Source organism: Priestia megaterium (assembly GCF_023824195.1).
Taxonomy (GTDB): domain Bacteria; phylum Bacillota; class Bacilli; order Bacillales; family Bacillaceae_H; genus Priestia; species Priestia megaterium_D.
In genome coordinates this window covers 1,528,674-1,549,356 of record NZ_CP085442.1, presented here as the reverse complement: position 1 = coordinate 1,549,356, position 20,683 = coordinate 1,528,674, and the positions used below count along the sequence as shown (strand labels likewise).

Here is a 20,683-nt window from a genome sequence, read left to right as displayed (position 1 = left end):
CACTTCTTTTCTCCAAACTTTAATTTTTTCCCAAAAATACATGTACAGGTTTACCATTATACATACGTTTATCTAAAATAACGTATGTATGGTTTTTTTTCAATATGTACACAGCTATACATAAAAAAAAGCAAGCATGGCTGCTTGCTTTTTTATGTATTAAAGCGGTGCTTCAACTTTTATATTGCCCACGTATCCTTACAGTTTTATATGTAAAATTTTATTAACGATATCGACTCGAATATTCGAGAATGCTGCGCAGCATTTGACTTGTACTCTGTGATTCATTTGTGCGTTCTTTATATTCAAGAGGGCGACTAGGAGTTGACTTATTTTCTTCTTTATATTGAGAATTTTTGTTTTCTGACACGTTTTTTCACTTCCCTATCTCTATTTTATCCAGAGCAGCTCAAAGCTGCTCTTTTTGTTGTCAATCTTTTATTTGTTATGACGGCTTACCTTTGCTTTTTGAAGCTCATCTGTATGAATATCGTTTGATAAAATACTTTTATTCACATTATCGACAGCAGCTGCACTGCTGCTGACTCCTTGGTTTGTGCTTTTATTTTGTTTACTCATTCCATCCACCTCCATGTGTAACATCTATATTTTATGGAGTTATAAAAAGAAAATAAGAGGTAGTATTAGGAAAATGACCTGCTTTTCTTTTTGCTTGCATCCTCAAATTGAATAAAAAATAAAATCTCCATATTTAACAGAATGCACCAGAAATAAATGTTCATACTAAGAGTAGAAATTCTGCATATTCATTTTGAAAATATAGGAGGAAATAAGTTTGAGTACAAATAGAAACACACTATCCATTTTTGCTTTAGGCGGCATTAATGAAATAGGAAAAAATATGTATGCCGTTCAATATGATGATGACATCATTGTAATCGACTGCGGCTCTAAATTTCCTGATGAAAGTTTATTAGGAATTGATTTGATTATACCTGATATTACATACTTGCAAGAGAATCGAGAAAAAGTTCGAGCACTGGTTGTTACGCATGGCCATGAAGATCATATTGGAGGTATTCCTTATCTTTTAAAACAGTTGAACCTTCCAATTTATGCAACAAGCCTTACCCTTGGATTAATTGACATTAAACTCCAGGAACATCAATTATCTGCAGAGACGGAGCTTATTGAAATCAACGAAGAGTCAGAAATTACATTAGGCAATATTCCGCTTTCTTTTTTTAAAACGAATCACAGCATTCCAGATTGTCTTGGAATTGTCTTTCATACGCCTGAAGGAGCTGTTGTGCATACCGGGGATTTTAAGTTTGATTTAACTCCTGTTAACGACCAATATCCAGATCTTCATAAAATGGCAAAAATCGGCAGTGAAGGTGTACTGGCTTTAATATCAGAAAGTACAAATGCTGAACGCCCTGGATTTACGCCTTCAGAAAAGCTAGTTGGCAAACATGTAGAAGAAGCTTTTCGTAAAGCAAAGCGAAAAGTAATTATTTCTACTTTCGCCTCGAATGTTAACCGCGTACAGCAAATTGTAGATGCAGCGATTAAAACGAACAGAAAACTTGCGCTGCTAGGAAGAAGCATGGTTAACGTTGTATCAGTTGCGTTAGAGAAAGGGTATTTAACCATTCCTGAAGGGATGCTAATTGAACCTTATGAAGTACATTCACTTGCGCCTGAACAAGTCGCTATTCTCTGCACTGGAAGCCAAGGCGAGCCGATGGCCGCTCTATCTAGATTAGCCAGCGGAAATCATCGACAAGTAGAGATTCTTCCTGAAGACACGGTCATTTTATCAGCAGGGCCTATTCCTGGCAATGAACGTAATATCTCTCGTATTGTCGACAGTCTTTTCACACTCGGGGCTCATGTGATTTATGGTTCAGGAAGCGCAACAGGTATGCACGTATCAGGACATGGCTATCAAGAAGAACTAAAATTAATGGCTACATTGATGAAACCAAAGTACTTTATCCCGATTCACGGTGAGTTTCGAATGCTTCATCACCACAGCTTATTAGCAGAATCTGTAGGGGTGGAAAAAGAGAACATTTTTATTATAAATAACGGTGATATTGTTGACATCAAGGGCGAAACAGCTGTTCAAACAAGAAAAATCCCTGCAGGCAATGTATATGTAGATGGGTTTGGCATTGGAGATGTTGGCAACGCGATTTTACGTGACCGCAAACAGCTTTCAGAAGATGGTATGCTGGTTATTGTTGTTACTCTGAATAAAGCGGAAGGGAAAATTGTGTCTGGTCCAGATACCATTTCACGAGGCTTTGTTTATACAAGAGATTCAGAGCAGTTATTGAAAGATGTTAATCGACAAGTGACTAAAATTGTAAATCAATTACAAAAAACTCATGTTCACCAATGGAGCATTATGAAAAAAGAAATCAAGACAACGCTTGGCCAATTTTTATATAACCAAACCAAAAGAAGACCTATGATCCTTCCCATCATTATTGAAGTTTGATTACTCAAGTAAAACTGCCTTAGTCCCCACTAAGGCAGTTTTACTTTATAAATCCGAAGCTTAGCCCAAAGTTAGAAGTTGCCCTTTATAGTTTATGAATAGGCACTCCCTTTATATGTATGGTTAAAAGTGTTAGGTGTATTTCTTCTTTTTTATCCCATTCTATAAGAGAGATATTTCACCGTGAATATCTTGTGAAAGTATCCTATCCTTGAGGTGATTATGATGAATGATAAAAATCAAGTAGATCAGCATTCAGAACTATTCCGCCACAACTGGACGAGACCGAAGCGTTCAAAGTCCCAAGTAAATGGACATACAGAGATGTCTCAAACGAACATCATCTTGCGAAGTAATGCAAAAGCTCATCGTTGGTAAGGATACACTTCAACAAAAAAAGACGCGAACGCGTCTTTTTTTTTATTATTGGCCGTCTGCCCCGCTTTGAGTTATCTTGCGAATATGACCATCTTCATAATTATTTTCTCGTAGCGCTTTTGCTTTGTCATCTACTATTTGTTTTTGATCTACTTGTGAAGAAGGAGTCTGCTTGTTTTTTGGCATAATCATAACCACCTTTTATTTTTGTAATTGTACAACGTGCATAGTGTCCCTCATAAAGATTAAATATATGTTAGCTAGCGGCTTCTTCTTCTTTCCACTTATGGCGCAGTTTTAAAATAACGAGGCTTATAACAATTAAAAAGCCTAAGCTTGCAAAGAAACCTGGCCTGCTTGCAGATTCTAACAGCGTACCGCTTACTGCAAGCAGGATTAATAAGAGGCCAACAGCTTGTTTTACTTTATCCCAAACGGTTTGTTTGATTAAGCGATGAAAAGAAATTAAAATAAAGAACCAGTTATAAATCAGCATCAGTCCCGCTGCTGTTGTAATGTACTCATAAATTTTCCCGGGCAATAGCAAGGAAAGAACAATAGAAACAACTAATCCCGCTGTTGTTAAAAGTAAAGCCGGTAAAGGAAATTGCAGCTTTTTCTTTTTTTGTTTTGAAAACAATGCAGGAGCATCTCCATCTTCTGAAAGAGTGACAATCATTGTTGTTACAGAAAAGAAAGACGCCGACATTGTTGAAAACCCAGCAACAATCATTGCTCCATTAAAAACATGAGGAAAAAATGGAAGATGGTATGTTTCTAAAGCCGTTATAAATGGACTTTGATTTCCATGAAAATCATGAAATGGCACAATTAAAATAGCTAAACTCAGTGAAACAATATAAATAATTCCAAGGAGAATAAGCATACTTCTTCCCGCTTTCGGTGCGTCTTCTTTTTTTTCTAAACGAACCGTCATGATCCCCATGACTTCGATGCCGCCGAAAGCATAAAAGGCATAAAGCAAAGCGCCCCATAAACCTAAAAACCCGTGAGGAAGTACTTCACTTATCGTTCGCGGCAATCCTTGTTTGGCACCTTGGTCAAGAAATCCAAATAAAGCGAGACTAGCTAATACAATAAACATTAAAATGGCAGCCACTTTTGTGACAGCAAATACATTTTCCATTCGTTCAAAGCCTTTTGTTCCGATTAATACAACAGCAATGCCTAAAACAGCATAAATAGAGGCAAAGACCCACAGTGGAATACCGTCAAACCAAAAACGTGTAAAAAGAGATAAAGCCGTGAGCTGACTCCCCATGATCAGCATCTCTGAACTCCAGTACACCCATCCGCTGCTAAATCCTGCCCATCTTCCATAAGCTTTTTTAGCATAGGAGCGAAACGAACCTTTTTGAGGATCTTGAGCACTCATTTTAGCCAGAGCGTCAAATACAATAAATGTACATACTGCTGCTAGTAAAAAAGCAATTAATACAGAGGGACCCGTGGCTTTTATTGCAATACTTGATCCTAAAAAATAGCCTGTACCGATTATGCACCCTACTCCGATTAAAGACAGCTGCCACCATTTTAATTTCCCTTCAACCTGACTTCCGCAGCCTATTTTCTTTTTCATACTATCACTCCTTACACCTCGATGTAGTGTGTGATAGTTTGAAAAATTTATGCGTAAAAAGAGGCAGCTTTCTACTATTTTTCAGCAGATAGAAAACGCTTTAAATTCAGTTCTGCTTTCTCCCCTTTTAAATAATGAATTGCTGTACAGCTTGCCAGCCGAAATATATACCAAATCCTATTAGAGAAAGGCCGGATATAACGGAAACTGCAGTCAAAAATGTCGCTGCTAAGTACCTTCGAAAAGTGCTTGCTAAAGCTGCCATAGCAATATCCCAGCATAAAATCCCTGTAAAAATAGCACAGCTGTATAAAATGAGCTGTTCTGTTTCGTATGTATTAGCTGTTTTGGCTAAAACAGAGCCATAAATACCAAGCCAAAAAAGAATAGTAAGCGGGTTTGTTAATGAAATTAAAAAACCTGAAAAAAAACACTTTAATACCGAATCTCCTTTTGCGTTCCGATGCTGTGTAATTTTCCCTGTGCTCATTAACCCTTCAATACCGGTATAAATTAATACGAAACATCCAAACGAAAAAAGAAACGTTTTCATAAAATCGCTGCTTAAAAAATGAACGGACCCAAAATAAACCACAAGCATATAAAGAGCGTCAACCGATGTTGCTCCTATCCCTAAGAACCAAGCATGTAAAAAACCATTTTTGATTCCTTTATCAAGCTGAGCGGCGTTAATTGGACCGATTGGTGCGGCTAACGATAGCCCTAATAACATATAGCTGAAAAAAGCTCCCACATGCATCCCTCCCTGCTTCTGAGGTTTTATAAATTGAACTATGATAAATGTATGCAGCCTACTTAGCTTGTACTACGTAATTTTTATTTTATTTCTAAATCTTTTTGTATAGCTACGAAAAACCAGCGCATGTTAACTGTAAATACTATACAGAAGGATGAGAAGCATGAATTCATACACTCATATTAAAGAAGCATTACAATTAGCTGAACAGGCTGTTTATCAAGGGCAGATGAATTTGGATGCAGCCAATTTTCAAAAAGCTCAAATGCATTTGAATATGGTTCAGCAGCAAATTAATGAACAAAAAGAAGCGGCGTCTGGTGATAAAGAATTAAGACGAATGGAAGAACACTTAAGACATTTACGTGAAGCGCAGCAGGCTATTCAACAAAATTTTTAATAAGGATAATAACCACCTTTTTTCACTTTTATACGAAAAATAAAAAAAGCTCTATGAACTCACTGAGTTCGTAGAGCTTTTGATCTTCACCTGCAGCTTTTAAAAGCTGCGTAAAGATTAACATTTTTTCTTTAGTCTTATACATACTTTCCGTAATCAGGACGAGCAATTTCATTGAAATTCTTCGTAAGCCTCAATAAATTAGTTGAAAGCCATTCGCCGGAAACCGGTTTTCCATGTCCTGTCACCGCCACAGACGGATGAAGTGACTGAAGCACTTCAACTGATTTTTTGGCAGATGCCCAGTCCGTAGTTAAATAACGAGGAGGACCGCTAATCTCCAGTTCTTGCTCTAGTACATCCAGTAAATATTCTTGCTTAGTGGTAACAAAAGCATCTCCAGCGATAAGCGCAAGATCTTGCTTTCTAAAAAGAGAAATATGTCCTGGAGAATGACCAGGGGTGTGAATCCATTCCCATTGCGGCATATGGGGTACAGAGCCGTCGGCTGGTAAAGCTTGCACATGAGAGCCTAAATCGATGGCTTCCGTTGGAAATAGTGGAGAAAGCTTTGCTACAAGCCCGCCTTCGACTGTGCCATCTGGTGTAGGATAATTTTTTTTACCCGTCACATATGGAAGTTCAAGTGGATGTGCATATACCGGTATTTTCCACTTCTCCACTAGTTCAATAATAGATCCAATATGATCAAAATGTGCATGTGTAAGAATAATTGCTTTTGGTTTTTTTCCTTTTCCAAACCTTTCCTCTGCCTCTTTGATAATCATAGAAGCCGAATTAGGCATTCCCGCATCCACAAGTACAAAACTATTGTCTTTGTCTGGATTTCCTATAAAACATACGTTAACAATCTGTGTAGTATAGCTGTAGACGTCCGGCGTCACTTCGACTCCTTTTCCACTGGCTATAGAGCTCATGGGAATAAAACTTTCCGTTGATGAACTTCCGTGCATATCCCTATTCAATTTATAATTCCCTCCTTTAGCGTGTCACTTCATATACGTGATACACGTTTATGCTATCCACCTTTGCTTTCGTTATTCTTTTTTTAAATAGCTCTCTTTTATGTATCCATAAAAAAAGAAAGGAGAAAAACTCCTTTCTTTTTTTACATCAATTATACTTTTGCCGGAACTTTAACGCCCATGATCGCTTTTGGCTCTAGATATTCTTCAATACCAAATGCTCCCCACTCGCGTCCAATACCAGATTGTTTGAATCCACCGAATGGTGCAGCTCTGTCTTGCTCGGCATCGTTGACGATGATTTGACCAGCTCTAATATTTTTAGCAACATAGTCAAGTGTTTCTTGGTCTTTTCCGACGGCATAGCCTGCAAGTCCATAAATTGTATCGTTTGCAATTTCAAGAGCTTGCTCTAGATCATCATACGTAATAATAGTTGTTACAGGTCCAAAGATTTCTTCTTGTGCAATAACCATATCATTTGAAACGTCAGTAAAGACTGTCGGTTTAACAAAGTATCCTGTCTCTAAGCCGTCTGGTTTGCCCGTTCCGCCAGTAAGAAGCTTTGCACCTTCGTCCATTCCTTTTTTAATATAATCCTGTACGCGATCCCACTGTTTTTCCGCTACGAGCGGTCCAGTTACGTTGTCTTTATTTAACGGATCACCAACTGGGAATGATGGTAGAACCTTCTTCACTGCTTCTTCAAATTTTTCTTTCATAGAGGCAGGAATGATAATGCGCGTTGCCGCCGTACATACTTGCCCTGTATTCATTGCAATGTGTGAAACTGCTATTTTAGCCGCTTCTTCTACATCCGCATCCTCTAATACAACTAGCGGTGATTTCCCGCCTAGCTCAAGCGCTACTTTTTTGATTGTTTTAGCCGCGTTTTGCATAATTTTCTCGCCTACAGCACCTGATCCTGTAAATGATACAAAATCAATGTCCGGGTGAGAACTAATACCGTCACCAATTGTGCTTCCCGTTCCGTTTACAAGGTTAAAGGCACCTTTTGGTACACCAGCTTCCTCAATGATCTCTGCTAATATCATCGCTGCATACGGTGTAAGTTCTGATGGTTTTAATACCATTGGACTTCCTGCTGCGATAGCTCCTGCAATTTTAGTAGACGTCTGATTTGTTGGGAAGTTCCATGGTGTAATAAGTCCGCTTACTCCAATAGATTCTTTCACGACCTTGTAGCTTCCATGATCTTTTTCAAATGTGTAATCTTCAAGTGCATTAGCTGCTTCTTTAAAGTGGCTAAGTCCCATTTCATAGTGAACTTCTTCTGAAATCTTTAAAGGAGCGCCAAGCTCTTCAGTCATAACCTCAATAAGCTCCTGTTTACGCTTTTCATACCCTTTTGCAATATTGCGAAGCATTTTAATTCGCTCTTCTTTTGTTGTTCTTGAAAATGTTGGAAGAGCTGCTTTAGCTGCTGCCACGGCTTTATCTAGATCTTCTTTTGTACCTAAGCTAATTTTACCAATTGATTTTTCAGTAGCAGGATTGATCACATCTGACGTTTCGTTTCCTGTTGATTCAACCCATTCTCCGTTAATAAAGTGTTTTAAGTTTGTACGCATTGATTTGATCTCTCCTTTTAGTTTGTTAATTGTTGAACTATGTCATCTAGTTTTTATCTACCCGCCTGTCTGCTTCTCAAACACCGCTTATATGATTTTTCGTTTTTTTCACTGTCTTATCCCTTTTCCGATCGGCTTTTCATAGCTGAAACTATTTTTACTTTATAACTTCTTAACTCTCTACATAAAAAACACCGTTCATATATGAACGGTGTTTACGCATCAACGTACTTCTTGTAAACGATGTACCACTCTGCTTTCAATTAATGGCTCCGTTTGCTGTCTGTATTGTTGATAATGAGGTGTTTCAAGATGCGCTTCAACATCTTCTTTGCTTTTCCATTTCTCATAAAAAACAAACGAGCCTGTTTTGTCTGTATCCTCGTGGAGAGTGTATTGAACACATCCTTTTTCTTCTCTTGACGGTTCAATGACTTTTACTAACTCTAATCGAAGCTCTTCTTCTTTTCCTGGTTTAGCTTGCAAAATGGCGTTGATAATAATTTCTGACATTGTTTTTCCTCATTTCTTAAAAAATATTCTCCGTAAAAAGCTTCCCTCTTTTTGTATTCATTACACTGACAATTATCATTTTTTGCATGATGATTGATTTCTTTAGCTGAATGTAATAAAGCGTACGCGCTATATGCAGCTACTTTTCTTGCTACTATTAAAAAATCCTGCAGGCTGATTAGTCTACAGGATTTTTTACATGTTATTTCAATAGTTGGTTAACGACTGCTTTTGCTACACTGATTGTTGACTGAGGATTTTGACCTGTTATTAGATTGCCATCTGCTTGTATATTATCGGTCCAGTTTGGAGCAGTTACTACATTTGCCCCAAGTTCACGCAGACGTGTTTCCAAAAGAAACGGCATGAAGCGGTCCAATGTTGTTTCACGTTCTTCATCATCTGTAAACGCAGCGACATCTTTTCCTTCGACCAACGGCTTTTCATCTGATAACGTAACACCTACTAAGCCTGCGGGTCCGTGGCATACAGCGGCTACTACTTTGTCTCCTTCGTATAGTTCACGGATTAAAGCGTGGAGCGTTTGATTATCTGGCAGATCAAACATTGTGCCGTGACCGCCTGGTAAGAAAACAGCATCGAATTTAGCACTGTCTGTAATTGTATCAAGTTTTAGGGTATTCTCTAGATGCTTAGCTGTATTTAAGATTTCTTGAGAAGTCTCTCCTTCAAGGCTGCGAGCATCCACCGGCGCTTTTCCTCCTAGAGGACTTGCTACAGTAATCGTAAATCCAGCTTTTTCAAACTCTACGTACGCTTCACCAAATTCTGAAAGCCAAAGACCTGTTGGATGATTTTCTTTCATTTTGTCAGCCGTTGTTACGACCATTAATATATGTTTAGACATAGTAACGTCCTCCTGTAAATAAAGATAGTATTTTCTGTTTCCGCCTTACACAACATATTGTAAGAGAGAAATTACTATAATACAAATTAGAAAATATCTGCCTATCCATAAATATTTTTATAGATAATGTAGAGGTCTTTGTTAATAAAGTATCTGCGAAAAAAACAACGATACAACACCTAAACTTATTTTTTTATACACTCAAAAAACCGCCCTTTTGAGTAAGCGCGGTTTTTCCAGAAAAGCATAGAATCTATCTTTTATTTTAAAGAACAGATTGAGCGTTCATTTGTTTCACTTTCTTTTCGCCCGTTTTTTTAAGACTCACCATAAAAATAAACGAAATACAGTACAGCCCCGCCAAGTACGTCATCGCTACCGTCATGTCATAGCTTTGCAAAAGATAGCCGACAAGAATGGGTGATAATCCTCCGAGCGCTCGCCCAAAGTTAAAAATGGTGTTCGTTGCAGTACTGCGAACTTCTACTGAATAGTGGCTGCTTATCAATGCTCCGTATCCCGCGAACATTCCGTTTGAGAAAAATCCGACCACAGCTCCTCCTATAAGCAGCCCTGCACTTCCTTCGGCATAAGAGTATAAAAATACCGCACAAGCTGAAGCCAGAAGAAAGATTCCAAAAGTACGTTTCGATCCAAAACGATCCATAAATTGACCAAATGTTAGCATGCCTATAATCATTCCAACGGCTGTACTGATTGTCCAAAGAGCTGAACTTGAAACAGAAAGGCCTTGTGATTGCTGAAGCATAGACGGAAGCCATATCATGAGTCCGTTATAGCCTGCAATTTGAACTGTAGCCATCACTGCCAGCGAAATAGTCGTCATCGCCGTCCTAGGCGTAGCGAATAATTGACGAAGCTTGCCATTATTTTTAACAACCGCTGTTTTCTCTTTTTGAGCTTTTAGCCACTCAGGAGATTCGTTTAAATTTTTTCGTACGATAAAAGCGAAAATGACGGGGATAATTCCGACAAAAAACAGCGCTCTCCATCCGAAAATCGGCAGGATCAGAGAACTTAAAAGCGCCGCAAGGATCACTCCAAATTGTGCGCCAATACTAACATAGGATGAAGCTCGTCCTTGCTTATGTTTCGGCCACGCTTCTGCAACAAGAGCCATACCGATCCCGTACTCTCCTCCAGCCCCAATTCCGGCAATAAAACGTGAAGCATACACTTGTTCAACATTTGCTGCAAAACCTGTTAATGCCGTTCCGACTGCAAATAGAAGAACCGTGTAGGTAAAAACCCGTACTCTTCCAAATTTATCTGCTAAAATTCCGAAGATGACTCCACCTATCAGCATTCCTATATTCGTAATAGAAGAAATAAGTCCACCTGTTGCTAAATCAATGTGAAATTCAGCAATAATCATTGACATAGCAAACGAGATAAACATAATGTCCATCCCTTCTAACGTCAAACCTGCTACTGATGCTACAACTGTCTTGTTACGATAATTCATGTTGTTCCACCCTCCAGTGTATTCTTTCTGTATCAACGCTCTTTCTTTTTTGAAGGAATGGATAAATAACATATCTCCATTCTCTTTTGAAGCCTCTCTGGACTTCGTTTAAAAGAGGTAAGTAACACATAAAAGCCCTTTTGTCGCAGAGGGCAAAAGGGCACAGATAGGCATAGAAGCAGTAAATGAGTGATCCGTCCTTTTCGGCCTCTCTGGACCGTCTTAAAGGCAGTTATTATATTAATCATTATGTTAACACGCCGCACAGAACCTTTCAATAAGAAAAATATCTTCTTTAAAGCAGCTATGTACATCTCTCACTTTTTACATTCATACTATTTCGTTCATTATTTTTTAAATATGGTTAAAACCAAAGCCTAATGTATCATGTTCAAAGCCTTTTTTAGGCGCACCTATCGTTCCATACACACAAACGCTAATCCATTCGTCGCTTGATCCTGAAAACTCAATTTTTCCGCGCACGATTGAAAATGTGAGTCCTACCGTCCGTAAAATATCACCCAGCTGCAGCGTTCCTCGACTAACTCCTTGAATGGCTTCAAGTATAGCATGATAAAGAGCGTGAACTTCCCGGTACGACTGGGCATTAATAATTTTGTTTGTCTTGGCGCTCGTTTCAATTGCCGCCACGACTTTAGACAGCTCCATCGCTCCGACTTTTCCTACTGTGTAGCTGTATCCTCTCTCATTGATTTCCTTTTCAATACCTTCAGCTAGTTCCGTATTATGTAAAAGAACGAGTAAAGATGTTAATCTTCCCATTGAAAAATCATTAACTTGTTGAAATTTATTGCTCAACTGTCATTCCCTCCCTTCTATCCCCTTATTATTTTAACAGACGGTACCTAAAAGGGTGCTGATTATTCAACGAACGAGCGCTCACTTAAAGGGTTAGGAGATCTACTTGTACTGTCCACCACTGTTACGAAGTAGAACTTGCATAAATAAGTAACCCACCTTTTGGTAAGCGCTTACTTTATTTTCAAGGAAGAAATCATTTTTCTCTACTTACGTTAAGACAAGCTGTGATTCAACTTTTAACTTTCCCAGCATCTCTCTCGTCATTTTTTCTAGGTTATATTCTGCTTTAAATCCCCACTCTTCTATCGCACAGCTGGAATCTATATGGTTAGGCCAGCTTTCAGCAATTGCTTGTCGAACAGGATCTACTTGATAATTCAGCACAAATTCCGGAATCGTTTTTCTGATTTCAGTCGCCATTTGTTCTGGATCAAAGCTCATGGCAGAAACGTTAAATGAATTTCGGTGCTTCAGCTTAGAACCGTCTGCTTCCATTAGTTGGATAACAGCATTTAATGCATCAGGCATATACATCATATCCATATATGTTCCTTTGTCAATATAAGACGTATATCGCTTATGCTTAACGGCTTCATAATAAATTTCAACAGCGTAGTCCGTTGTTCCTCCACCTGGAGGCGTTACATATGAAATTAAGCCTGGAAAACGTAGCCCTCGTGTATCTACTCCGAATTTATGGTGGTAGTAATCGCAAAGTAATTCACCCGCTACTTTATTAACCCCATACATCGTGGTAGGACGTTGAATTGTATCCTGCGGCGTCCAGTCTTTTGGAGTCGTTGGACCAAATGCGCCAATAGAACTTGGAGTAAAAAATTGACACTGAAGCTCGCGCGCTACTTCGAGCGCGTTTACTAATCCGCCCATATTTAGATTCCAAGCTAGAAGCGGTTTTTGCTCGGCTGTCGCTGATAACAGCGCAGCCAAGTGAATAATAGTATCGACTTTATGCTTTTTAGCGATCGTAAATAACGCAGTCTGATCTGTTACATCTAAAATCTCGAATGGACCTGAAGTCACGACATCGCTCGTCGTTTTGCGAATATCAGTGGCAATAATATTTTCTGAACCATATATCTCTCTCATTTTCGCCGTTAACTCAGAACCGATTTGCCCTAAAGAACCCGTTATTAATACTTTTTTCATGTCAATATCCTCCTCGTGTACTGCCTAGATTCAACGTTTAGATTAATTTCATTTCCTTGCCTACTTTTTTGTAGATACGAAGTGCTTCATCTAACATTTCTTTTGTATGAGCAGCCGTCGGCATATTGCGAACGCGTCCTGTCCCTCTTGGAACGGTTGGGAAAACAATTGATTTAGCGTATACCCCTTCTTCTATTAATTTCTCACTAAAAATCTGCGTTTGGTTTTCATCTCCTATGATGCACGGAGTGATAGGCGTTTCACTTTCTCCAATGTTAAAACCTAGTTCTTTTAATCCTTGCTTTAAATAACGACTGTTTTCCCACATTTGCTGCTGCAGCTCTGTACTTGTGCTTAGGATTTCGATTGCTTTAATACAAGCAGCAGCCGTGCCTGGTGTAATAGCAGTCGAGAACAAAAACGGACGGCTTCTTACTTTTAACCAGTCAATTAAGTCTTTTTTTCCCGCTACATACCCACCTACAGCTCCAATCGCTTTTGACAATGTTCCAATCTGGAAGTCTACTTTTTCAGATAAGCCAAAATGTTTGACTGTGCCCATGCCGTTCCCTAATACGCCCGACCCGTGAGCATCATCTACGTATGTGATTAAGTCAAATTCCTCTGCGATTTCTACAATTTCCGGAAGCTTAGCAATGTCTCCATCCATTGAGAATACACCATCGGTAATTACCATTATTTTATTATATGAACCGGATTTTTGTGCTTCGCCTGCTTTTGCACGAAGATCTTTCATATCCGAATGCTTAAAAGGAATAATTTTTGCTTTTGATAGCCGGCATCCGTCAATAATTGAAGCGTGATTCAGCTCATCTGATAAAATCGCATCATGTTTATCCATAACCGCGGAGATGGCTGCCATATTACAGTTAAAGCCAGACTGGTAAGCTATAGCTGCTTCTGTATGCTTAAACTCGGCTAGCTTTTCCTCTAGCTTAATATGAATATCTAGAGTTCCATTAATCGTTCGGACAGCGCCAGCCCCCACTCCGTATTTTTCAGTGGCTTCGTTGCACGCGTTAATAAGCCTTTCGTCTGTAGCAAGACCCAAATAATTGTTGGATGATAAATTAATTAATTGCTTTCCGTCAATTTGAATCACAGGTCCGTTTGGCCCCTCTACCGGATTAATGACATTGTATAGCCCTTTATCTTTTAAATCTTCTAAATTATTATTCAAGAATTCTTTTAAACGTCTGCTTGTCATCTTCTATACCCCCTCATTATTGTTCAACACCTCTTATAAACTTCTCTTTTCCCCATTAAAAGATTAATCTAAGCACTTACAGTATATGAGTTAAAAATCAAGTGTATTCCTGAGAAAGACAAATGTTTATTTTGAAAGCGCTTAAAATTCAATACTTATAGAATTCATAATAATAAACAACTAGGTAAATGTCCATACTAAAAAAACAAAAAATAAAAAATTTTCTGTACTGATAAAAATCCTTGTTTCTATTAATGAGCTTTCGAGAACGTTATTAGACAATATCTTTTTTCTTTTCTCTCTTTAATAATTCTTTAAAAAAAGAGACTGAGACATAACTAAATCAATCCAATCTAAAGACGAACAAATGGGATAAATAAGTTCGTATGAATCGCTTGTTACACCGCTGTTGATTTCCGTGCAAGACTTCGCTTTCCGCGGGCGGGCGCTGAGCCTCCTCGTCGCATATGCTCCTGCGGGGTCTCACCTATTCCGCTTTCCACGCAGGAGTCTTCGTCTTGCCCTCCAATCAACAGCTAGAAGCAACTATATGCATGAAAGCTACATTCACCATACCCATAAAAAAATCCGAACGAGTTTGATTCTCAATCAAACTCGTTCGGTTTGTCCTTCAACTAAAATACTTTTGTAACAGCCTCTTCCGTTACTTTTGCATAGATATGGTCTTTATTTTTTTATGTTCGTTTCTTACTAATAAGCATGAGGCAGCAAAACTTAGTAAAGCAGCTAAAAACGTTCCACTGTAAATAATATGAACACCTGATGCAAGAATTTCATGCAGCTTTGACAGTTCTTCTGCTGGTACCCCGCCTGTCTCAAACGAAGCATTTAAATTTTCTTGCCCTAATTTCTTTGCTTGCGACAGCGTTACTAAGTTGAAGATTGTACCAAACACTGCGGAACCTAGCGTTTGACTAAATGTGTTTGTAAACGTATTAAGAGCCACCGCTACTCCTCTTTTGCTAGCTGGGACCGCTGATTGAATAACTAACATAAAAATAGGCGTAATAATACCCATTCCTAACCCAAGGACCCCAACGGCTACATAAATTAAAAATACGGGTGAGTGGGTGGAGACTAAAAACAGCATAAAACATGCCGTACTTACGATTGCCGTACCTAGCGTAAGAATGGAGTGCGTTTTAAGACGCCCTACTAAATTCCCTGAAAGCAATGAACCAATCGTCCAGCATACGGGCATAGGCATTAACACAAAACCTGCAGCGGTTGCACTTTTCCCCAGAACTCCTTGACTCCAAATTGGAAGGTAGACCGTAATACTAATAACTACTGATCCGACAAGAAGTGTTAATAAGTTTATAACAGATACACTTCGAATGGAAAACAGTTCAAGCGGGATAAGAGGTTCGGGCGATTTCTTTTCTATATAAATAAAGCCAATGAATGTTAGAACAGCTAGAACAAATAACCCTATAATGGTCGGATCTCCCCAGTTTTGATGCTGACTTCCGGTTAAAAGCGCGTATAAAAACGCAATTGTTCCCACTGAAAACGTCACCGCTCCAATATAATCGATATAGCGTTTTTCTTTTACCACTTCTTCTTTATAGTTTACTAAAAGAACAAAAAAAGCCATTAGTCCAAACGGTATATTTAAAAAGAAAATATAGCGCCAAGACAGCGTATCCACTAAGAATCCCCCAAGAAGAGGCCCGAGAACTCCCGCAACTCCCCAAACTGCGCTAATCCATCCTTGCGCTTTGGCTCTTTCTTTTGCTTCTTCATACAAGTCGCCAATAATAATCATTGTAAGCGGCATAACGACCCCGGCGCCTAGCCCTTGGATAGCTCTATAGACAATTAATTGTTGCATCGAAAAGCTAAGTCCGCAAAGTATCGATCCGATTAAGAAAATAATGATTCCAACAAGCATAACTTTTTTGCGGCCGAATAGATCCGCTAACTTTCCGTATATAGGTGTAGATACAGCAGTTGTCAGCATATAAATGGCATATACCCAGCTAACTAGCTCAATGCCCGACAAATCACTTGTAATTCTTGGAACAGCCGTACTGACAATGGTTCCTTCCATTGCAGCTAAAACAGTGACAAGCAGCAGCGCTGTCATGATTCGTTTCCTCATCTTTCTCTCTCCTTGCAACTGCGGGCATACCATGGTTTTTCTTACAGAAGATAAAAGCGGTTTCAATATACGGATACCCTTTTAGCCTTTATATGTATGTGATGCCCCGCAAATAGTTGCTGCCATATGCAGCCAAATAATTATTTTACTATAAATTTTTTCAAAGCGATAGATAATTTCAAAAATATTACTTTCCTCTCATTGATAGAAACATGCGTACATGATGTTTTATTTCCTTTTTAAATTACAAAAAAGCATCCCGTAACACCTAGTACGGGATGCTTTTTACGTATTTTGTATGATTAACTTAGTCGGGGATCTTTTAATAAACGTTCCATTTCTTCCATATGATTTGTTTCATCTGCAATCATATCTTCAAGCTTTACAACAAGCTCTGTTAACCCTAACTCTTCTGCTTGCTTTTTACGCTCTTCGTAGCGCTGGATAGTTTCTTTTTCAGCCTTGCTCGCTTCTTTAAGCATTTCCGTCACGTTTGAGACGTGCTTCACCTCAGCCGGCTTTGTTGTTGGCTCACCGCCAAGGTTTTTGATTTTTTCTGATAAATAAAGGGCATGTCCTTGCTCGTCAGGAATTTCTCCTTCAAAGAAAGGTTTTAAAATTTGATATTCTAGGCCGGTTACTGTAGACGCATAGTAAGTGTACTGAATAACCGCCGAATATTCACCCGCTAAATCGGTATTAAGTCCCTCTATTAGTTGTCTCATTTTCTCTTCCATTTGAATAAACACCCTTTCATTTGCTGTTAGTAGACATGTACCCTTTCTGCCTAGTCCTAAACCACAATAAGGCGATATTCTGCTCCTCCTTTTTAAAAATAGGGAAATTACTGAATGGAGCGCAGATGTTTGATTTCTATATTTTTAAAGAGAGACGTTCCTCCTTGAGAGAAAAGCGTAATTCCTTGGTCGTTGTGACGCGGAAACACCTCGCTAGAATGCACGGTTTTTCCATCATCAACAAAGACTTCAATGCTTGTTTTATCTACCAATATCTTCAAATGAACATTTTTCTTGCCTGCATCAAAGTAATCACGGCTTTCCACATACTTTTTGCTTTTATCAGGCTGATTGCTATAGCTTCTGTTCACATATAAGACGTTATCTTTTGCAAAAATGCCCACATCAATGTGCCGCTTTTGATCTGCGGACTCCCGAAGTCGTAAGCCTACATTTTCTGCATCTGACCATGAAATATCTGTATCAAGCTGATAAGCTTCACCTTTTATCTTTAACTTTTTCTCTCCGTTTACTTCTACTTGTTCAAGAGAGTTTGTTGAATCAGTTAGCTGATTTAATTCTTCTACAGGCTTTGATAACAGGCTGTACTGATCGTCGTCTTGTTTTGAAAGCGTAATTTCACGGGTTACTGAATCGAAGCCGTTAAACCCTTCTTTCATCGTTGGCGACTTATCTGGATAATCCCAGTTGTTCATCCATGCAAAAGCGTAGCGTTTTTCTAAGGAACCTTTATTTTTACCGTCTTCAAACGTGACTGCTCCGTACCAATCGAAGCCATGATCGAGCCATTGCGGCTCGTCCATATCGGGAGTGAATGTTGTTCCATCGTAATTTCCTGTCCAATAAGCATAGGTATTTGGCTTTCCGCTTTCTTTTCCATTTGCACTTGTCCCGAGAACCCACTTAACTGTCCCGTCATCTGCCTTCATTTGAAAAAGATCTGGACATTCGGTAATGCCAATATCTTTAGTTACAAATCCTCCCGTATACGTCCAATCCTTTAGATTAGAAGATTCATAAAATCCGATTTTTTCACCTTCTGACATGACGAGAACCCACTTGTCATGTTCATTATCCCATATGACTTTGGGATCTCTAAAATCTTTGGTGCCTGGATTAGGCATGATAGGATTTTCGCTATATGATTTAAAGGTTTTTCCTCTATCGGTACTATACCATAGATACTGTTCTTGCTTTTGTCCATCGGCAGAAGGCTGGGTCATAATCGCTACAATTGCGCCTTTACCAAAGCCTGCTGTGTTCTCTTTATCCTCTACAACGGATCCGGACCATATATCGCCATTTTTATTTGTATACTTTGGAATAGCTACTCCTTCATCTTTCCAATGAACCAAATCTTTAGATGTTGCATGTCGCCATTCCGTCCCGTTCCCTTTAGGATAATCATGATTGTATAAGTAATAGTAATGATATTTCCCGTCAAAATAAATGGGCTTTTGAGGATCATTTTTCCATTTATCAGGTGTGCTAAAGTGATACACGGGGCGATAAGTGGATTCACTTTTATTCTCTTTTTCTTTTCCTTGGTCTTTTGTATCCTCTTTTTTGGATACGGCTGCTATAATGAGTCCAGCTATTACAACTAAAAGAACGGCAAGCGTTAGCCATTTATAAGCACCTTTTTTCTTCAAACAAACCCCGCCTTTCTCTTTTTTGTCTACATCGAATAAAACAAAAGAAAATGGTGATTACAATCACCATTTTCTTTTGTTGCTATTGCAAAGCGCTTAGTCTTCATCCACTGTTAACTGACCTTGTTCAAGAACACTATCTTTTACAACAGATGTTTTTGAACCGTCAATATTTACTAAGAAGCTTGGTGCAAATGTAGAGTGGTTGTCTTCATAAAAGCCTCTGTTTGTCATGTAGCTTGTAATAACGACATTATCACCTTTTGTTTGCGGTACGGCAAAGTGAGAATACGTAAATGTTTTATCTTTAGGATCTAAATTCATGTGAAGAACTAATCCCGTATCATTTAAAGGCTTGTATTTTCCTGTTAACGTATTTGAAACATAGCCTAGCATATAAACGTCATCTTGTCCGATTCCATCAATCGTCATTTTAGATCCGCGAGAATCGGTGAACAAGTACCATTTTCCATCTTTTTTGAAAATGTTTGCACGTTCAATTTCGTCTGTAACTGTGTTTGATGTAATAAGCGGCTTCATTACTTTTTTGAGCGTATAGTCATCATTTAACTCAATAATGCCTAAAGCCCCGTTTGCTAAAGAAGCTTTTTCTTTATTAGATCCTTCAAGAAGCTTTTTCTTTTCAGATTGGAAGAAAGGATTATTTCCTCCGTAGTATGCTCTGTTATATAGAGAGTCTTCACCTTGGTAGCCATCTTCTGTTCCAGTGTTAGCTTCGAAAACAAGGTACTTATGTCCGTTGTCTTCTATGTAATGAGGATCTCTTAGCGTATGGTTATCCCCTGTGTCATAACCGCCTTCATCAATAAACTGCTGAACCGTTTGATAAATCTTTCCGTCACCGTCAAAGATTGACTTGTAATCTTCTACTCCGTCAACTTTTAACGTATTATCGTTTGGCTGAGACATGTTTACTTGAGCTGTCGTTAACGTTTGTTTTCCATATTGTTTACCTGAATAATCCGTGTAGAATAAACGAACTTTACCATCTTTCGTTAACGTGGCAGAACCAGACCATTCTTGTGTTTGATTTTTAAGATGCGGGTCATTTGGAACGAATTTATCGCTGTCTTTAAACACTCTTCCAGCGTTTTTCCAGCTGTCAATAGATTTGTCTCCAGCTTTTTTATAGAAAAGATAAACAGACGTGTCATTCGAATCTTTTGGATCACCTGCTAGGGCAAACACAATTTGATATCCATGATAAGTTGCTACTGTTCCATCAGCATTTTGTAATGGCCAGCTGTCCCATACATCTAAGTCAATCGTATTTCCCGATGCATCTTTCCCCTTAGCAGAAGCAATGTTTTTAATAGTTGATTCATCAAAAGCAGGAACTTTAAACTGATCACTGTTTTGCTGCTGTGGAATTTTCACCATATTATCGCGAGTAATATGCGAAATTCCGTAGCTATTATTAAAGTCTTTGCTGTCATTTCCTTTAGCAAATGTTTGATATCCCCCGCCTACTAGTAGGGCTGCAGCCAATGTAGCAGCAGTTGTATGCTTAGCAACTCGTTTCATTTTCATATGTTTTCTCCTTTTGTGTTAGTAAAGAATATAAATTTATTAATTCAATTAGCTATCAAAAATCCGAAAACAGAACCGGTTCCGTTCAACCAAAAGATTACTTGGATAAATGACGAAAGTCAAACATGCCAAATGTAGCTATTTCTCATTTTCATCTTTTTCATTGAGCTGTAACTAGGACCAAAGTTTACGTGTAAGAGCCTTTTTTATGTAACCGTTTTTCAAAAAAAGTGTACGGCTTTTTTTACATTCCAAACCACGATTTCCAGTCGTTGCGTTTTATACTTTTTACATGATTAAACACTTTATCTTTCCGGCATTGAAAGCGCT

At 38.6% G+C, this 20,683-nt stretch carries 21 protein-coding genes; 3 read left to right on the top strand and 18 right to left on the bottom strand.

Features of this window, described 5'->3' with window-relative positions; all coding sequences use genetic code 11:
- Positions 1-223: 223 nt before the first annotated feature.
- Both LIS78_RS07890 and LIS78_RS07885 read right to left on the bottom strand, forming a co-directional pair.
- Positions 224-370, bottom strand: a complete 147-nt coding sequence (locus LIS78_RS07890; protein WP_155660526.1) for a hypothetical protein — start codon at positions 368-370, stop codon at positions 224-226.
- 68 nt (positions 371-438) lie between these two features.
- On the bottom strand, positions 439-579 hold the full coding sequence (locus LIS78_RS07885; RefSeq protein WP_013056280.1) for a hypothetical protein: 141 nt from the start codon (positions 577-579) through the stop codon (positions 439-441).
- A 217-nt stretch (positions 580-796) separates the two neighbouring features.
- Here LIS78_RS07885 and LIS78_RS07880 point away from each other — a divergent pair, with 217 nt between their 5' ends.
- On the top strand, positions 797-2,470 hold the full coding sequence (locus tag LIS78_RS07880) for a ribonuclease J (RefSeq protein WP_252284928.1): 1,674 nt from the start codon (positions 797-799) through the stop codon (positions 2,468-2,470).
- A 225-nt stretch (positions 2,471-2,695) separates the two neighbouring features.
- Entirely contained in the window at positions 2,696-2,848 is a 153-nt protein-coding gene (locus LIS78_RS07875; protein WP_013056278.1) for a YpzG family protein, read from the top strand.
- 45 nt (positions 2,849-2,893) lie between these two features.
- On the opposite strand, the gene LIS78_RS07870 is transcribed toward LIS78_RS07875, so the two are convergent.
- The 3 genes from LIS78_RS07870 to LIS78_RS07860 form a co-directional block, all read right to left on the bottom strand.
- On the bottom strand, positions 2,894-3,034 hold the full coding sequence (locus LIS78_RS07870) for a hypothetical protein (RefSeq protein ID WP_013056277.1): 141 nt from the start codon (positions 3,032-3,034) through the stop codon (positions 2,894-2,896).
- A gap of 70 nt (positions 3,035-3,104) precedes the next feature.
- Complete coding sequence (locus LIS78_RS07865; protein ID WP_195780665.1) at positions 3,105-4,448, bottom strand: amino acid permease; 1,344 nt, start codon at positions 4,446-4,448, stop codon at positions 3,105-3,107.
- 127 nt (positions 4,449-4,575) lie between these two features.
- Positions 4,576-5,202, bottom strand: coding sequence for a LysE family transporter (locus LIS78_RS07860; RefSeq protein ID WP_013056275.1), 627 nt, complete (start codon positions 5,200-5,202; stop codon positions 4,576-4,578).
- A gap of 166 nt (positions 5,203-5,368) precedes the next feature.
- Between LIS78_RS07860 and LIS78_RS07855 the strand changes: the two genes are divergently transcribed.
- Entirely contained in the window at positions 5,369-5,605 is a 237-nt protein-coding gene (locus tag LIS78_RS07855; protein WP_013056274.1) for a hypothetical protein, read from the top strand.
- A 137-nt stretch (positions 5,606-5,742) separates the two neighbouring features.
- Here LIS78_RS07855 and LIS78_RS07850 read toward each other — a convergent pair whose 3' ends face one another.
- From LIS78_RS07850 to LIS78_RS07795, 13 genes are all read right to left on the bottom strand, one after another.
- A complete protein-coding gene (locus tag LIS78_RS07850) occupies positions 5,743-6,591 on the bottom strand; it encodes an MBL fold metallo-hydrolase (RefSeq protein ID WP_252284927.1) in 849 nt (282 codons plus the stop codon).
- A 152-nt stretch (positions 6,592-6,743) separates the two neighbouring features.
- A complete protein-coding gene (locus tag LIS78_RS07845) occupies positions 6,744-8,183 on the bottom strand; it encodes an aldehyde dehydrogenase family protein (RefSeq protein WP_252284926.1) in 1,440 nt (479 codons plus the stop codon).
- A gap of 222 nt (positions 8,184-8,405) precedes the next feature.
- Positions 8,406-8,696, bottom strand: coding sequence for a putative quinol monooxygenase (locus LIS78_RS07840; protein WP_209151309.1), 291 nt, complete (start codon positions 8,694-8,696; stop codon positions 8,406-8,408).
- 202 nt (positions 8,697-8,898) lie between these two features.
- Positions 8,899-9,564, bottom strand: a complete 666-nt coding sequence (locus LIS78_RS07835) for a type 1 glutamine amidotransferase domain-containing protein (protein ID WP_195780669.1) — start codon at positions 9,562-9,564, stop codon at positions 8,899-8,901.
- Positions 9,565-9,829: 265 nt separating this feature from the next.
- Positions 9,830-11,050 (bottom strand): MFS transporter, encoded by a 1,221-nt coding sequence (locus LIS78_RS07830; protein WP_195780670.1) that lies wholly within the window; start codon positions 11,048-11,050, stop codon positions 9,830-9,832.
- Between the two features lie 354 nt (positions 11,051-11,404).
- The gene (hutP, locus tag LIS78_RS07825) at positions 11,405-11,869 is read right to left on the bottom strand and encodes a histidine utilization transcription antiterminator HutP (protein WP_013056267.1); all 465 of its coding nucleotides are present in this window, start codon (positions 11,867-11,869) and stop codon (positions 11,405-11,407) included.
- Between the two features lie 210 nt (positions 11,870-12,079).
- Positions 12,080-13,039 (bottom strand): L-threonine 3-dehydrogenase, encoded by a 960-nt coding sequence (locus LIS78_RS07820; protein ID WP_195780671.1) that lies wholly within the window; start codon positions 13,037-13,039, stop codon positions 12,080-12,082.
- A 37-nt stretch (positions 13,040-13,076) separates the two neighbouring features.
- The gene (locus LIS78_RS07815; RefSeq protein WP_252284925.1) at positions 13,077-14,267 is read right to left on the bottom strand and encodes a glycine C-acetyltransferase; all 1,191 of its coding nucleotides are present in this window, start codon (positions 14,265-14,267) and stop codon (positions 13,077-13,079) included.
- 398 nt (positions 14,268-14,665) lie between these two features.
- Positions 14,666-14,800, bottom strand: coding sequence for a hypothetical protein (locus LIS78_RS31310; protein WP_268241073.1), 135 nt, complete (start codon positions 14,798-14,800; stop codon positions 14,666-14,668).
- A gap of 131 nt (positions 14,801-14,931) precedes the next feature.
- Positions 14,932-16,392, bottom strand: a complete 1,461-nt coding sequence (locus LIS78_RS07810; protein WP_195780673.1) for an MDR family MFS transporter — start codon at positions 16,390-16,392, stop codon at positions 14,932-14,934.
- Between the two features lie 302 nt (positions 16,393-16,694).
- Positions 16,695-17,129, bottom strand: a complete 435-nt coding sequence (locus tag LIS78_RS07805) for a ferritin-like domain-containing protein (RefSeq protein ID WP_013056263.1) — start codon at positions 17,127-17,129, stop codon at positions 16,695-16,697.
- Positions 17,130-17,236: 107 nt separating this feature from the next.
- The gene (locus LIS78_RS07800) at positions 17,237-18,802 is read right to left on the bottom strand and encodes a glycoside hydrolase family 32 protein (RefSeq protein WP_209151305.1); all 1,566 of its coding nucleotides are present in this window, start codon (positions 18,800-18,802) and stop codon (positions 17,237-17,239) included.
- A gap of 96 nt (positions 18,803-18,898) precedes the next feature.
- The gene (locus LIS78_RS07795) at positions 18,899-20,353 is read right to left on the bottom strand and encodes a glycoside hydrolase family 68 protein (protein WP_013056261.1); all 1,455 of its coding nucleotides are present in this window, start codon (positions 20,351-20,353) and stop codon (positions 18,899-18,901) included.
- Positions 20,354-20,683 lie beyond the last annotated feature (330 nt).

What these genes read in the sequence shown, in the direction of transcription:
- LIS78_RS07845 (WP_252284926.1), bottom strand. Translation starts at nt 8,183, where the DNA reads ATGCGTACAAACTTAAAACACTTTATTAACGGAGAATGGGTTGAATCA.
- LIS78_RS07810 (WP_195780673.1), bottom strand. Translation starts at nt 16,392, where the DNA reads ATGAGGAAACGAATCATGACAGCGCTGCTGCTTGTCACTGTTTTAGCT.
- LIS78_RS07865 (WP_195780665.1), bottom strand. Translation starts at nt 4,448, where the DNA reads ATGAAAAAGAAAATAGGCTGCGGAAGTCAGGTTGAAGGGAAATTAAAA.
- LIS78_RS07855 (WP_013056274.1), top strand. Translation starts at nt 5,369, where the DNA reads ATGAATTCATACACTCATATTAAAGAAGCATTACAATTAGCTGAACAG.
- LIS78_RS07820 (WP_195780671.1), bottom strand. Translation starts at nt 13,039, where the DNA reads ATGAAAAAAGTATTAATAACGGGTTCTTTAGGGCAAATCGGTTCTGAG.
- LIS78_RS07870 (WP_013056277.1), bottom strand. Translation starts at nt 3,034, where the DNA reads ATGCCAAAAAACAAGCAGACTCCTTCTTCACAAGTAGATCAAAAACAA.
- LIS78_RS07805 (WP_013056263.1), bottom strand. Translation starts at nt 17,129, where the DNA reads ATGGAAGAGAAAATGAGACAACTAATAGAGGGACTTAATACCGATTTA.
- LIS78_RS07815 (WP_252284925.1), bottom strand. Translation starts at nt 14,267, where the DNA reads ATGACAAGCAGACGTTTAAAAGAATTCTTGAATAATAATTTAGAAGAT.
- LIS78_RS07795 (WP_013056261.1), bottom strand. Translation starts at nt 20,353, where the DNA reads ATGAAAATGAAACGAGTTGCTAAGCATACAACTGCTGCTACATTGGCT.
- LIS78_RS07835 (WP_195780669.1), bottom strand. Translation starts at nt 9,564, where the DNA reads ATGTCTAAACATATATTAATGGTCGTAACAACGGCTGACAAAATGAAA.
- LIS78_RS07830 (WP_195780670.1), bottom strand. Translation starts at nt 11,050, where the DNA reads ATGAATTATCGTAACAAGACAGTTGTAGCATCAGTAGCAGGTTTGACG.
- LIS78_RS07875 (WP_013056278.1), top strand. Translation starts at nt 2,696, where the DNA reads ATGAATGATAAAAATCAAGTAGATCAGCATTCAGAACTATTCCGCCAC.
- LIS78_RS07840 (WP_209151309.1), bottom strand. Translation starts at nt 8,696, where the DNA reads ATGTCAGAAATTATTATCAACGCCATTTTGCAAGCTAAACCAGGAAAA.
- LIS78_RS07885 (WP_013056280.1), bottom strand. Translation starts at nt 579, where the DNA reads ATGAGTAAACAAAATAAAAGCACAAACCAAGGAGTCAGCAGCAGTGCA.